Origin of the sequence: Actinoplanes sp. NPDC049118, assembly GCF_040648555.1 — a bacterium.
In the GTDB taxonomy this organism is placed as follows: Bacteria; Actinomycetota; Actinomycetes; order Mycobacteriales; family Micromonosporaceae; genus Actinoplanes.
Genome location: NZ_JBEZDY010000022.1, coordinates 104,373 through 117,720, shown reverse-complemented (window position 1 = coordinate 117,720; position 13,348 = coordinate 104,373). Strand labels below are relative to the sequence as shown.

The following is a 13,348-nucleotide window of genomic DNA, read 5'->3' as shown; positions in this document are numbered from 1 at the left end:
GTCACCTCGTCAGCTCCGCTATCACCCGGGCCCGGTGTTGCGCCGGCGTGCCCCAGGCGAGCGCCAGTACCCGGATCCTGGTCAACCAGCGGCCCAGCCCGTGTTCCTGCGTGTAGCCCAGGGCGCCGTGCACCTGCAGCGCCGCGCGGGCGGCCCGGTGTGCGGCGTCCGCGCAGGCGACCTTCGCCGCCGAGACGTCCCGGTCCGCGTCGGCGTGGGTGTCGCCGCCGGCGAGTGCGGCCGCGGCGGCGTAGAGCAGCGGCCGGGCGAACTCCAGGGCGACGGCCACGTCGGCCAGCCGGTGCTGCACCGCCTGGAACTGCCCGATGGGGCGGCCGAACTGGGTGCGCCGGGTCGCGTACCCGACGGCGGCCTCGAGCATCGCCCGGCCGGCGCCGAGCAGCTGCGCCGCGCAGGCGAGCGCGCCGAGGTTCAGGGCGCGGGTCACCGCGGTCGCCGCCGCCGGGCCCTCGGCGATCGGCGCGCCCGCGGAAATCTCGAACAGCCGCCGGCTGCGGTCCATCGACGGGTGCGCCGCGCCGATCCGGCCGTGCCGCACCGCCGTCGCCTCGGCGAGCAGGACCAGCCCGGCGGCGTGCGCGTCGACCGCGTACGGCAGCCAGGGCGGCGCGGCGAGCGTGGCGACGACGCGGCCGGCGGCCAGGCCGGGCAGCCACTCCTCGCACGGTCCGTCCTGGCCGAGGGCGGCGAGCAGGGCCGGCACGGCGGCGACGGACTCGGCCACCGGCCCGGGCAGCGCGTGATGGCCCAGCTCCTCGCAGGCGATGACGAGGTCGGCCGGGCCCGCGTCCAGGCCGCCCCACCGCGACGGCACGGCGAGCCCCGTGACGCCCGCCTCGGCCAGCCGCGCCCAGACGGCCCGGCCCGCCGCGTGATCGCCGTCCGACCAGCGCGCGGCCGCCGCCGGGAGGTCCGCCGCGGTCAGCAGGTCGTGCAGGACGGCCGCGAAGCCCTCCTGCTCGGGCGACGGGGCGAGCCTCATCGCGGCTCCCGCGCGCGCGGCAGGCCCAGCACCCGCTCGGCGACGATGCCGCGCTGGATCTCGTTGGTGCCCGCGTAGATCGGGCCGGCCAGCGAGAACAGGTAGCCGCCGGTCCAGCCGGCGTGCGTCTCGGCGTCGGGACCGAGCAGGTCCAGCGCGGTCTCGTGCAGGGCGACGTCGAGTTCGGACCAGAACACCTTGGTGGCGCTGGAGGCGAACGGCCGCGGCCGGCCGTCCAGCGCGGCGAAGGCGTGCATCCGGTACGCCTGCGCGCCGATCCAGGCGTCCGCCACCCGGTCCCGCAGGCCGGTGTCCGCCGGATCGCCGTCCGCCTTCCAGAGATCGACAAGCCGCCGGGCGGCCGCGACGAACCGGCCCGGGCTGCGCAGGGTCAGCCCGCGCTCGGCGTCGGCGGTGCTCATCGCCGCCCGCCACCCGGCGTCGACCTCCCCGATCACGTCGGCGTCCGGTACGAACACGTCGTCGAGGAAGATCTCGGCGAAGCCCGGGTCGCCGTCGAGCTGGCGGATCGGCCGCACGGTGACCCCGCCGGCGCGCAGGTCGAACATCAGGTACGTCAGGCCGCGGTGCCGTTCCGCGCGCGGGTCGGTGCGGAACAGCCCGAAGGCGCGGTCGGCGACGACCGCCCGGGAACTCCACGTCTTCTGCCCGGACAGCAGCCACCCGCCGGCGGTGCGCCGGGCCCGGGAGCGGATCGCGGCCAGATCGCTGCCCGCCTCGGGCTCGGACCAGGCCTGCGCCCACACCTCGTCGGCGCGCGCCATCCGGGGCAGGATCCGGTCGCGCTGTTCCGGGGTGCCGTGCGTGAACAGCGTCGGCGCGAGCAGGAACAGCCCGTTCTGGCCGATCCGGGCCGGCGCCCCGGCCGCGTGGTACTCCTCCTCGAACAGCAGCGCGTGCAGCGGTGGCGCGGCGCGGCCGCCGTACTCCTTCGGCCAGGAGACCACCGCGAGGCCGGCGTCGGCCAGCCGGCGTTCCCACGCCCGGTGCGCGGCGTTGCCCGCCGGGCTGTCGAGGCCGGGCAGCGGCGCGGCGGGGACGTTCGCGGCGAGCCAGTCGCGCACCTCGTCCCGGAAAGCGCGCGCGGCCGGGTCCAGGTCGAGGTTCACCGCCGGGCCCGCTTCATGGCGGCCGCGTCCATGCCGGCGAGGGGGTTCGCGGTGACCTCGACGTTGTGCGCGTGCGCCACGTGGTGCAGGCCGAAGACCGAGTCCATTCCGGCGCGCATGCCCATCAGGTCCTCGCACTGGTTCACCGCGCGCTTGGCCAGGGCCAGGCCGAAGGCGGGCATCGCGGCGATCCGGTCGGCGAGCGCGAGGGTCGCCGGCTCCAGCTCGGCGCGCGGCACCACCCGGTTGACCATGCCGACCTCGTACGCCCGGCGGGCGTCGAAACGGTCGCCGGTGAACAGCACCTCCCGGGCGAACCGGGGACCGAGCGCCCACGGGTGCGCGAAGTACTCGACGCCGGGAATGCCCATCCGCAGCACCGGATCGGCGAAGAAGGCGTCCTCGGCCGCGACGATCAGGTCGCACACCCAGGCCAGCATGAGCCCGCCGGCGATGCAGGCGCCCTGCACCATGGCGACGGCCGGTTTCGGCATCTCCCGCCACCGCCGGCACATCCCGAGGTAGACCTCCATCTCCCGGGCGTAGCGCCGGTCCGCTCCCGCCTTGGCGATGTGGTCCCACCACATCACCGCCCGGCGGTCGAACGAGGCGTCGACGTCGCGGCCGGGAGTGCCGATGTCGTGGCCGGCCGAGAAGTGGTCCCCGGCGCCGGCCAGCACGATCACCGCGACCTCGTCGTCGTCGACGGCCCGGGTGAACGCCGCGTCCAGCGCGTAGGTCATCGCGGAGTTCTGCGCGTTGCGGTACCGGGGGCGGTTCATCGTGACCATGGCGACCGGACCGCGGCGCGAATAGCGGACGACCTCCTCGCTCATCAGGTGGACACCTCTTTCCGCAGCAGATATTTGAGGACCTTGCCGGAGGCGTTGTGCGGCAGCCCGGTCCGCAGCTCGACCGAGCGCGGCACCTTGTAGTTGGCCAGCGTGCCCCGGCAGAAGTCGAGGACGTCGGAGGGGGCGAGGTCGTGGCCGGCTCGCGGCACCACGTACGCCCTGCCGACCTCGCCGAGCCGCGGATCGGGCACCCCGATCACCGCCGACTCGGCCACCGCGGGCATCCGTGCGAGGGCCCGTTCGACCTCGGCGGGGTAGACGTTGAAGCCGCCGCAGATGTACATGTCCTTGAGTCGGTCGGTGATGCTCAGGTAGCCGCGCCCGTCCAGCCGCCCGACGTCGCCGGTGTGCAGCCAGCCGTCTGCGTCGATCGCCTCGGCGGTGGCGTCCGGGTCGTCGAGGTATCCGAGCATGACGTTGGGCCCGCGCAGCAGCACCTCGCCGCCGGTGTCGGCGATGCGGATCTCGAAGCCGGCCGCGGCCCGCCCGCAGGTGTGCGCCACCGTCGGCACGTCGTCGCCGGGCCGGCACATGGTGGCCACCACCGCCTCGGTCAGCCCGTACGCGGTCAGCACCGTGGTCACCCCCAGCTCCTGCCGGATGCGTTCGACGAGCGCGGGCGCAACGCTCGCCGCGCCGGTCACCGCCAGGCGCAGCGTCGACAGGTCGTGACGCGGCCGTTCGGGGTGGTCGAGCAGGCTGGTGTAGAGGGTGGGCGGGCCGGGCAGCACGGTGATCCGCTCGCCGGCGATCAGCGCCATGGCCCGCTCCGGGTCGAAGACCGCCTGCGGCACCAGCGTGGCCCCGCTGACCAGGCAGGCGAGGATGCCGGCCTTGAGCCCGAAGCTGTGGAAGAACGGGTTGACCACCAGGTACCGGTCGTCGGGGGTCAGGCCGCCGATCCCGGCCCATGCGGCGGCCACTGCCAGGGACTGCCGGTGTGCGCTCATCGCGCCCTTGCTGCGACCGGTGGTGCCGGAGGTGAACAGGATGTCGCTCACGTCGTCGGGCGCCACCGCCGCGGCGCGCGCGTCGGCCTCGCGGGCCGGCACGTCGCCGGCCCGGCGCGCCAGGTCGGACCACTCCAGGACGCCGGGGTCCGCGCGTTGCGGCGCACCGGTCGGCGTCCGCAGCACGATGCGGGGGAGCGGCACGCCGTCCTTCCCGGCGGCGGTGCGCAGCGCGGCGAGGCGGTCGACGCCCAGGAACTCCCCGGCCACGACGAGCGCGCGGGCGTGGCTGCGACGGACCACGTCGAGCGCCTCCGGCCCGGTGAACCGGGTGTTGATCGGCACCAGGGTGGCGCCCGCGTAGCTCGCGCCGAGCGCCGCGAGCACCCAGTGCCGGGTGTTCGGCGCCCAGACCGCCAGCCGGTCTCCGGGGCGCAGGCCCTCGGCGATCAGCGCGCGGGCGACCGTGCGGACCTGCTCGTGAAGCTCCCCATAGGTCAGCCGGACGCCGTCCGGCTCGACCAGCGCGGGAGCCGTCGCGTGGTCCCGGGCCGCGCCCGCCACGACCGCCGGGATGGTCGATCCCACCGCGGCCTCCCGATAGTCAGCCAAGCAAGTGCTTGGTAGGGTGAGCGTACGCGCGGAGCGGGAGGTGGCGCCAGTGGACGGCGACGGGAAGTTCCGCATCGAGGTGCGCGACTGGCTGGCGGCGAACGTGACCGACGAGCTGCGCGGCGTCGGCGGTGCGGGCCGGGAGAACGAGGCCTATCCGCAGCGCCTCGCCTTCACCCGCAGGCTCGCCGCCGCGGGGTGGACCTGCCTCGCCTGGCCCGCCGAGCACGGCGGCCGGGGTGCGTCGCTCGCCCGCCAGGTGATCTTCCACGAGGAGTACGCGCGCTCCGGCGCGCCCGCCCGGGTCGACCACATCGGAACCACGATGGTCGGCCCGACCCTGATCGCGCTGGGCACGGCGCGGCAGCGCGAGCGCTTCCTGCCGCGCATCGCGTCGGTGGACGAGCTGTGGTGCCAGGGCTACTCCGAGCCGGGCGCCGGCTCGGACCTCGCCGCCGTATCGACCCGGGCCCGGCTGGACGGCGGCCGCTGGGTGCTCAACGGGCAGAAGGTGTGGACCTCGCTGGCGCACGTGGCGGACTGGTGTTTCGTGCTGGCCCGCACCGAGCCGGTGCCCGACGGCGGCTCCCGCCACGCCGGACTGTCCTACCTGCTGGTGCCGATGCGGCAGCCGGGCGTGACCGTGCGCCCGATCCGCCAGCTCACCGGCGACAGCGAGTTCAACGAGGTCTTCTTCGACGACGCGTACACCGACCGGGACCTGGTCGTCGGGGAGCCCGGACAGGGCTGGCGGGTGGCGATGGCCACCCTCGGCTTCGAGCGGGGCGCGGCGACCGTCGGCCAGCAGATCGGCTTCCAGCGCGACCTCGACGAGCTCGTGGCGCTGGCCCGGCGCACCGGCGCGGCGGACGATCCGGTCATCCGGCAGCGGCTGACCCGCGCCTGGATCGACCTGTCCGTGCTGCGCTCGCACACCCTGCGGACGCTCGCCGGCGCGGGCCAGGCGTCGGCGCCGTCCGTGGTCAAGCTGATGTGGTCGCGGTGGCGCCAGGGCCTCGGCGAGCTGGCCATGGAGGTGCTCGGCGCGGCCGGTGCCGCCGCCGACGCGGGCGACGAGGAGGTCGACCGCTGGCGGCGGCTGTTCCTGTTCAGCCGGGCCGACACGATCTACGGCGGATCCAACGAGATACAGCGGAGCATCGTCGCCGAGCGGGTGCTCGGGCTGCCCCGCGGGGACCGCCGGTGACCGCGGTCGACGGCGTGCCGGTCGGCGCCGCGGAACCGCTGCCGCCGCCCGGACGCGGCCTGCTCGACGGCAAGGCCGTCGTGGTCACCGCGGCCGCCGGCGCGGGCATCGGCTCCGCGGTGGCGCAGCGGTGCCTGGCGGAGGGCGCCCGGGTGGTGCTCAGCGACAGCCATCCGCGCCGCCTCGGCGAGACCCGGGAGCGGCTCGCCGATGCGTACCCGGAGCGGGTCTGGTCCCTGCCGTGCGACGTGACCGACGGCGCGGCCGTCGAGGCCCTGATCGCCGGCGCCGCCGACCGCTGCGGGCGGATCGACGTCGTGGTGAACAACGCGGGGCTGGGCGGGACCCGGCCGGTGACCGAGATGACCGACGACGAGTGGCTGCGCGTCCTCGACGTCACGCTGACCGGCACCTTCCGCTGCACCCGGGCGGCGCTGCGCCGGATGATCGCGCAGGGCGGCGGCGGCGCCGTGGTCAACAACGCCTCGGTGCTGGGCTGGCGGGCGCAGGCGGGTCAGGCGCACTACGCCGCGGCCAAGGCCGGGGTCATGGCGTTCACCCGGTGCGCCGCGCTGGACGTCGCGGCGCACGGCATCCGGGTGAACGCGGTCGCGCCCAGCCTCGCCGCGCATCCCTTCCTCGCCAAGGTCGTCGGCGAGCGGACCCTCGCCGACCTCACCGCGCGCGAGGTCTTCGGCCGGGCCGCGCAGCCCTGGGAGGTGGCCACGGTGGTGGCGTTCCTCGCCAGCGACTACGCCTCGTACCTGACCGGCGAGGTGATCTCCGTCAGCAGCCAGCACCCGTGAACCGAAGACATCGCGCTCCCGGGCTTTCGCGAAACGTTACAGGGCTGTAAATTGTAACGCGTTCTACTCATCAGGAGGACGCGATGAAGCGGCGGATCGCGGGTGCTGCACTCTTCGGTTTCGGTTGCCTCTGCCTGCTCGTCGCCGCGGCCCTCGTCTGGGTCATCGTGCCGACGCAGCGCATGGTGCCCTACGGCGTCCAGCCGCCCGATGTCGTGGTCGAGGCGCCGAATGCGACCTTCGTGGAGGCCGGGACGCTGCCCGGCGGAGGCCCGCGGCTGGCCGTCCAGCAGGCCGGGCTGCGCTCGCGGACCGGGATCCAGCCGGACGCCGCGGCGGCCGCGGCGCTGACCGGCGACCTACAGGAAAAGGCCTTGATCTGGAACGTGTATCAGGCCACCGACCGGGCCGACACCGGCGCGCCGGTCAACCGGGCCGAGAGCCGCATCGCGCTCGACCGGGTCTCCGGCGCCGCGCTGCCGTGGAGCGGCCAGTGCTACACCGACGTGCCGCCGGACCCGAGCCGCAACGTCGGCTGCGTCCCGGGCAACATCGCCTTCGCCGGCCAGCTCTATCTCTTCCCGTTCAGCACCCAGAAGCAGACGTATCAGTACTACGACTTCACCCTGCGCCAGGCGCTGCCGATCGAGTACCGCGGCGAGGGGACCTACAACGGCCTGCCGGCATACCGCTTCGAGCAGGTCATTCCGCGCCAGCAGGTGGCGACGGACGCCGAGACCCTGGACGGGATGCTCGGCCTCCTCGCGCCCGGCGCCACCACCGGCACGGTGTACTACCAGGCCAGCCGCACGCTGTGGGTGGAGCCGCTCACCGGCGCGATCGTGGGCTACGGCGATCAGCAGAGACGCGAGCTGGTGCCGGACGTCGGGTCGCCGGTCCCGCTGATCGACGCGACGTTCCGGTACGACCAGGCCACCCTGGAGACGGTGGGTGACGAGGCGTCACACGGCCGGTTCCTGCTGCTGCTCCTCGGCCGCTACCTGCCGATCGGCCTGGCGCTCGCCGGCCTCGTTGCCGTCGTGCTCGGACTGCTGGTCTCCCGCCGCCGCGCCGCGGCACGCGGAGCGCACGCCGCCGACGACGCCCCGGAGCGCGAGCCGATCGCCGCGCCGCGGGCCTGACCGCGCAGAGCCGTGCCCGCCGAGCCAGCTCGCCACATCCTCTTCCTCAACTGGCGGGACACCGCGAACCCGGAGGGCGGCGGCTCCGAGGTGTACACCGAGCGGATCGCGGCCGAGCTGGTCGCCGGCGGACACCGGGTGACGCTGCTCTGCGCGGCGCACGGCGGCGCGCCCGCCGAACAGACCCTGGTCACCGGCGTCCGGGTGCTGCGCCGGGGCGGACGCCACACGGTCTACCTGCGCGCCGCGCTGGCCTACCTGGCCGGCGGGGTGCGCCTCGGCCCGCTCGCGGCCGGCGCCCGCGGCCGCCCGGACGTCATCGTGGACGTCTGCAACGGCGTGCCGTTCCTCTCCCCGATCTACGCCCGGTGCCCCACCGTCGTGGTGGTGCACCACGTGCACCGCGAGCAGTGGCCGGTGGTCCTCGGCGGCTGGCGCGGCCGGCTCGGCTGGTGGCTGGAGTCCCGCCTCGCGCCGCGGGTCTACCGCCGCTGCCGGTACGTCACGGTGTCCGCGTCAACCCGGGACGAGCTGGCCACCCTCGGCGTGCCGGGCAGCCGGGTCACGATCATCCACAACGGCCTGGCCGGGGCCGGCGCCGGACACCTCGCCCGGGCCGCGCACCCGTGCCTGGTCGTCCTGGGCCGCCTGGTGCCGCACAAGCGGGTGGAGTACGCCCTGCACGCCCTGGCCGCGCTCGCCGCGGAGCTGCCCGGGCTGCGGCTGGTAGTCGCCGGGAGGGGGTGGTGGGAGCCGCGGCTGCGGGAGCACGCCGAGCGGCTCGGCGTCGCCGACCGGACGGACTTCGCGGGGCACGTCAGCGAGCGGGGCAAGCACGAGCTGCTCGCCGCCGGATGGGTCGCGCTGGTCCCCTCGCTGAAGGAGGGCTGGGGGCTGACCATCGTGGAGGCCGGTGCGCACGGCACGCCGGCGATCGCGTTCCGGGCCGCCGGCGGCGTGTGCGACGCGGTGCGCGACGGGCGCACCGGGCTGCTCGCCGAGGACCTCGACGACTTCGTCGCGAAGACGCGGTGGCTGCTCACCGACGACCTCACTCGGGCGCGGATGGGCGAGGCCGCGCGGGCGTACGCCGCCGGCTTCACCTGGGCGGCCGCCGGACGGCAGCTGGCCGCCCTGGTGGCCGAGGTGCTGGGCGCCGGGTCGCCGATCCGGCCGCCTCAGCGGCTGCCGTAGAACTCCGGCGGCGCGAGCGGATCCGCACCCGGCTCGGTCCCGCCGACGACCGCCGTCGCCACCTCTTCGGCGCTCAGGTCGAGCGCCCGCATCGTCACCGCGACGCCGGCGACGGCGAGCAGTACGCCGACGGCGGCGCCGACCAGCAGGGTCTTGATCGGGGTCATGGTGCATCCTCCTTCTCGGATGGACCGGTCGCCGGTCCGTTTCGCAGGCGCCATCCGGCGGCGCCGGCCACCACCAGCGCGGCGAGCAGGTGTCCGGCCTGCGGCCAGCGGCGTGCCGGGCCGGCCGGATCGTCCGCCCGGTACCGCGGGTTGCGGTACAGCGCCAGCGCCGGACCGCGGTGTACCTCCTCGAGGCCGGCCAGCGCCGTCGGCGGCACGGCCGGGCCGGCGGCGCGTTCCACCAGCACCCAGCGCACCCGCCCGTCGGCGGCCGGGCGGCCCGCGGCGATCCGGGCGCGTACCCGGGCGGCGGCCCGGCTCTCGCCGGCGATCACGGCAGGGCCCACCCGAAGCCGGTCGTCGGTCAGCACCGGCGACGCCAGGTAGCGGGGCGCCGGGTCGAGCACCACCGCCCGGTCGTTCCACGCGAAGGCCCGGTATGCCGACATCGGCAGCGCCACCACCGGTCCCGGCGCGGCGGCGACCGCACGGGCCACCGCGTCCCAGTCGGCCGGGTACGCGACCGGTTGCAGCCGCCCGCCGGCGCCCCAGGCCAGGTCGGGCATGGCCGCGACGGGCAGCAGCGCGAAGCCGAGCAGCACCAGGCGGCCTGAGCCGGCCGAGACCCGCGCCGACAGCCGATCGGCGAGCCGCTCCGCGCCGAGCGCCACGCAGAGGGCGAGCCCGAGCGCGTACGGGATGAGGAACTTCTGCCCGTCGCGGAGCAGGCCGGCGCCGGGCAGGTGCACGACGGCGACGCGCAGCGCGCCGGCCCCACCGGGCAGCGTGCCGGCGGCCGCCACCAGCACGCCACCGCCGGCGAGCACGGCCAGGCGGGTCGCGGCGCCCGCGGGCCAGCGCCGCCGCAGCCGGCCGCAGCCGAAGGCCGCGGCGGCGAGCAGGCCGAGGGTGAGCACCGGCACCAGCGGCGCGGCGCGGGTGGCCGGCACGGCCTGCGCATTCCAGATGCCGCCCGTGCCGGCCAGTGCCGCGAGGGTGCCGCCCCAGTTCTCCGAACGGGCCGCGAACGCGGCGACGCCGGCCGGGTCCGACCGAGCCGCCGCGGACGTGCCGGCGGCCGCCAGCAGCCACGGCGCGTTCAGCGCGGCGACGGCGGCCAGCAGGGCCGGTGTGCGGATGCGGTCGCGGGCCGAACCGGCCAGCATCGCGACGGCGGTGGCGAGCGCGATGATCCCGCCGGTCGGTGTCACCGACGCGCACGCCGCGGCCAGGATCAGCCGTGCCCCGGCGGCCGGCCGGTGCCGCCGGACGTCGAGGGCCGCCCGGACCAGCCACGGCAGTGCGGCGTAGCCGAGCAGCAGGCCCCACTGGCCGAGCAGCAGGCGTTCGGCCAGGAACGGCGTCCAGGCGTATGCGAGCGCCGCCACCAGCCGGGTCCCGGTGCGGCCGGCCGGCACCAGCCGGGCGGCACCCAGCGCCGCCCCGGCGAGGACGGCGGCCAGGGCGATCCGCTGCAGGAGCCAGCCCGGCGCGGCGAGGCCGGCCAGGCCCACCAGGGCGTCCAGCGGCACGGCCCGGGGCGGCGCGTCGCCCGGCGCGAGCAGGTCCCAGCGCAGCGGCTGCTGCGGTACGAAGACCATGTCGTACCGCAACACGTATCCGGCGCGGGCCAGCGGGGCCAGCACGGCGGCCACGACCAGCGCGGCGCAGCCGTAGAGCAGCAGGCGTTCCCGCCCGGAGCCGGCGCCGGTCACCACCACCACCGGCGGCGTCGCGGTGCCGTCCGGGGTCACAGCCGCTCGATGACGCTCGCGGTGGACATCGCGCCGCCCGCGCACATCGTGATCAGCGCGGTGGTCTGGCCCGAGCGCTCCAGCTCGTGCAAGGCGGTGGCGATGAGCCGGGATCCGGTGCTGCCGACCGGGTGACCGAGGGCGATCGCGCCGCCGTTGACGTTGACCCGGTCCGGGTCCGCGCCGTGCGCGGCCTGCCAGGAGAGCACCACGCTGGCGAAGGCCTCGTTCACCTCGAACAGGTCGATGTCGGTGATCTTCATGCCGGCCCGGGCCAGCACCCGCCCGGTGGCCGCGATCGGCCCGTCCAGGTGGTAGTAGGGCTCCGCGCCGACCAGGCACTGCGCGCGGATCCGGGCCCGCGGCCGCAGTCCGAGCTCGCGGGCCCGGTCGGCGCTGGTCAGCAGCACCGCCGCGGCGCCGTCGGAGATCTGCGACGCGGTGCCGGCGGTGTGCCGCCCGCCGTCCATGATCGGCCGCAGCCGGGCCAGCCCGTCCATCGTGGTGTCCCGCAGGCCCTGGTCGCGGGCGACGGCCCGGACCTCGCCGGTGTGCCGGCCGTCCGCGTCAAGCACCGGCGCGTCGACCGGCGCCACCTCCCGGGCGAAGCGCTCCTCGGCCCAGGCGCGGGCGGCGTTGCCCTGCGACCGCACGCCGAACCGGTCCAGGTCGGACCGGGTCAGGCCGCGCAGCTCGGCGATGCGCTCGGCGGCCACGTACTGGTTGGGCAGGTCGATGCTCCACGACGCCGGCCTCGGCAGGCCGGCGTCGGTGCCCAGGTTGGCCCGCAGCGGCACCCGGCTCATCGACTCGACGCCGCAGGCGATGCCGGCATCGATGCCGTCGGCCGCGATGAGCCCGGCGACGAGGTGCGCGGCGTGCTGCGCCGAGCCGCACTGTGCGTCGATCGTCAGGCAGCCGGTGGTGTACGGCAGCCCGGCGTGCAGCCACGCGGTGCGGGTGATGTTGTTGGACTGTTCGCCACCCTGCGTCACGCAGCCGCCGATGACCTGTTCCACGCACGCCGGGTCGAGGCCGGAGCGGCGGATCAGGGCGAGCTGGGCCGCGCCGAGCAGCTCGGCGGCGTGCAGCCCGGCCAGCCACCCGCCACGGCGGCCGATCGGGGTGCGGACGGCATCGACGATCACCGGAACGCCCACCGGGACCTCCTCGGTCGAACAGCCCTGCGGCAAAGTTAGAACGTGTTCCTATATCAAAGCACAAGAGGCATACCGCGGGGGATGCGGTACGTGCTTGAATCAGTAGAACCTGTTGCTGTAGGAGGAGCTGTGGCCGAGCCTCGCATCCCCAAGGGTTTCGACTTCACCGACCCCGAGATCTACGTGCACGGCATCCCGCACGCGGAGTTCGCCGAGCTGCGGCGCTCCGCACCGGTGTGGTGGGTGCCGCAGGAGCGCGGCAGCGCGGGGTTCGACGACGACGGCTACTGGGCGGTGACCCGCCACGCCGACGTGATGGCCGTGTCGCGGGACAGCGACACGTTCTCGAGCTGGGAGAACACCGCGATCGTCCGGTTCCAGCCGGACATGCCGCGGGACCGGATCGAGATGCAGCGCTACGTGCTGCTCAACATGGACCCGCCGCAGCACACCAAGCAGCGGGCCATCGTCTCCCGGGGCTTCACCCCGCGGGCGATCAACAGCCTGCGCGCGGCGCTGGCCGCCCGGGCGGAGCGGATCGTCGCCGGGGTGACCGACGACCCGTCCGGCGACTTCGTCACCCAGATCGCCTGCGAGCTGCCCCTTCAGGCGATCGCCGAGCTGCTCGGCGTGCCGCAGGACGACCGGCGCAACGTCTTCGACTGGTCGAACGCGATGATCGGCTACGACGACCCGGACTACGGCGGCGGCGGCGTCGACCCGCTGGCGCCCGCGATGGAGCTGCTCGCGTACGCGATGAAGATGGCCGAGGACCGGCAGACCTGCCCGATGAACGACATCGTCACCCAGCTGGTCAACGCGCAGATCGACGGGGAGAGCCTGTCCACCGACGAGTTCGGCTTCTTCGTGCTGATCCTGGCCGTCGCCGGCAACGAGACGACCCGCAACGCGATCTCACACGGCATGCTCGCGTTCCTCGAGCGGCCCGACCAGTGGGAACTGTTCAAGGCCGAGCGCCCGCGGACCGCGGTCGACGAGATCGTCCGGTGGGCTACGCCGGTGAACGTCTTCCAGCGCACCGCGCAGCACGACACGGTCCTCGGCGGCCGGCGCATCGAGGCCGGGCAGCGGGTGGCGCTGTTCTACGGCTCGGCGAACTTCGACGAGGAGGTCTTCGACGACCCGCAACGGTTCGACATCACCCGCAGCCCTAACCCGCACCTCGGGTTCGGCGGCAGCGGCGCGCACTTCTGCCTCGGCGCCAACCTGGCCCGGCTGGAGATCGACCTGATCTTCAACGCCATCGCCGACCACATGCCCGACATCAGCCTGGCCGGCCCGGCGCAGCGGCTGCGCTCCGGCTGGCTGAACAGCATCAAGCGCCTGCCGGTGCAGTACCGCTGAGCAC

General features: G+C 75.3%; 12 protein-coding genes. 5 read left to right on the top strand and 7 right to left on the bottom strand.

Annotation, left to right across the window (positions count from 1 at the left end; genetic code table 11):
• Position 1: 1 nt before the first annotated feature.
• Genes AB0B58_RS30500 through AB0B58_RS30485 form a run of 4 tightly spaced genes read right to left on the bottom strand, consistent with a single transcriptional unit; the run spans position 2 to position 4,525 of the window.
• Entirely contained in the window at positions 2-1,003 is a 1,002-nt protein-coding gene (locus AB0B58_RS30500; RefSeq protein ID WP_360230521.1) for an acyl-CoA dehydrogenase family protein, read from the bottom strand.
• Complete coding sequence (locus AB0B58_RS30495) at positions 1,000-2,133, bottom strand: acyl-CoA dehydrogenase family protein (RefSeq protein WP_360230519.1); 1,134 nt, start codon at positions 2,131-2,133, stop codon at positions 1,000-1,002. Before AB0B58_RS30495 ends, AB0B58_RS30500 begins: the two co-directional genes overlap by 4 nt.
• Positions 2,130-2,972: an enoyl-CoA hydratase gene (locus AB0B58_RS30490; RefSeq protein ID WP_360230609.1), complete on the bottom strand. Its 843-nt coding sequence runs from the start codon at positions 2,970-2,972 to the stop codon at positions 2,130-2,132. The genes AB0B58_RS30495 and AB0B58_RS30490 overlap by 4 nt, the downstream gene beginning before the upstream one ends.
• Positions 2,969-4,525, bottom strand: a complete 1,557-nt coding sequence (locus AB0B58_RS30485) for a FadD3 family acyl-CoA ligase (protein ID WP_360230607.1) — start codon at positions 4,523-4,525, stop codon at positions 2,969-2,971. Before AB0B58_RS30485 ends, AB0B58_RS30490 begins: the two co-directional genes overlap by 4 nt.
• A gap of 40 nt (positions 4,526-4,565) precedes the next feature.
• On the opposite strand from AB0B58_RS30485, the gene AB0B58_RS30480 reads away from it, so the two are divergent.
• The 4 genes from AB0B58_RS30480 (at position 4,566) to AB0B58_RS30465 (ending at position 8,898) form a co-directional block, all read left to right on the top strand.
• Positions 4,566-5,756, top strand: coding sequence for an acyl-CoA dehydrogenase family protein (locus AB0B58_RS30480; protein ID WP_360230517.1), 1,191 nt, complete (start codon positions 4,566-4,568; stop codon positions 5,754-5,756).
• Positions 5,757-5,770: 14 nt separating this feature from the next.
• Entirely contained in the window at positions 5,771-6,562 is a 792-nt protein-coding gene (locus AB0B58_RS30475; protein WP_360230605.1) for an SDR family oxidoreductase, read from the top strand.
• 83 nt (positions 6,563-6,645) lie between these two features.
• Positions 6,646-7,704 (top strand): DUF3068 domain-containing protein, encoded by a 1,059-nt coding sequence (locus AB0B58_RS30470; protein WP_360230515.1) that lies wholly within the window; start codon positions 6,646-6,648, stop codon positions 7,702-7,704.
• A 12-nt stretch (positions 7,705-7,716) separates the two neighbouring features.
• On the top strand, positions 7,717-8,898 hold the full coding sequence (locus tag AB0B58_RS30465) for a glycosyltransferase family 4 protein (RefSeq protein WP_360230513.1): 1,182 nt from the start codon (positions 7,717-7,719) through the stop codon (positions 8,896-8,898).
• Here AB0B58_RS30465 and AB0B58_RS30460 read toward each other — a convergent pair.
• Genes AB0B58_RS30460 through AB0B58_RS30450 form a run of 3 tightly spaced genes read right to left on the bottom strand, consistent with a single transcriptional unit; the run spans position 8,883 to position 11,979 of the window.
• Positions 8,883-9,065 (bottom strand): hypothetical protein, encoded by a 183-nt coding sequence (locus tag AB0B58_RS30460; RefSeq protein WP_360230511.1) that lies wholly within the window; start codon positions 9,063-9,065, stop codon positions 8,883-8,885. The genes AB0B58_RS30465 and AB0B58_RS30460 overlap by 16 nt on opposite strands.
• A complete protein-coding gene (locus AB0B58_RS30455; protein ID WP_360230603.1) occupies positions 9,062-10,789 on the bottom strand; it encodes a hypothetical protein in 1,728 nt (575 codons plus the stop codon). The genes AB0B58_RS30460 and AB0B58_RS30455 overlap by 4 nt, the downstream gene beginning before the upstream one ends.
• A 26-nt stretch (positions 10,790-10,815) precedes the next feature.
• The gene (locus AB0B58_RS30450) at positions 10,816-11,979 is read right to left on the bottom strand and encodes a steroid 3-ketoacyl-CoA thiolase (protein WP_360230509.1); all 1,164 of its coding nucleotides are present in this window, start codon (positions 11,977-11,979) and stop codon (positions 10,816-10,818) included.
• A 129-nt stretch (positions 11,980-12,108) separates the two neighbouring features.
• On the opposite strand from AB0B58_RS30450, the gene AB0B58_RS30445 reads away from it, so the two are divergent.
• Positions 12,109-13,344 (top strand): cytochrome P450, encoded by a 1,236-nt coding sequence (locus AB0B58_RS30445; protein WP_360230507.1) that lies wholly within the window; start codon positions 12,109-12,111, stop codon positions 13,342-13,344.
• Positions 13,345-13,348: the final 4 nt, after the last annotated feature.

Bases quoted from the DNA above. Each gene is read 5' to 3' on its own strand.
- AB0B58_RS30500 (WP_360230521.1), bottom strand. From the start codon at position 1,003: ATGAGGCTCGCCCCGTCGCCCGAGCAGGAGGGCTTCGCGGCCGTCCTG.
- AB0B58_RS30470 (WP_360230515.1), top strand. From the start codon at position 6,646: ATGAAGCGGCGGATCGCGGGTGCTGCACTCTTCGGTTTCGGTTGCCTC.
- AB0B58_RS30460 (WP_360230511.1), bottom strand. From the start codon at position 9,065: ATGACCCCGATCAAGACCCTGCTGGTCGGCGCCGCCGTCGGCGTACTG.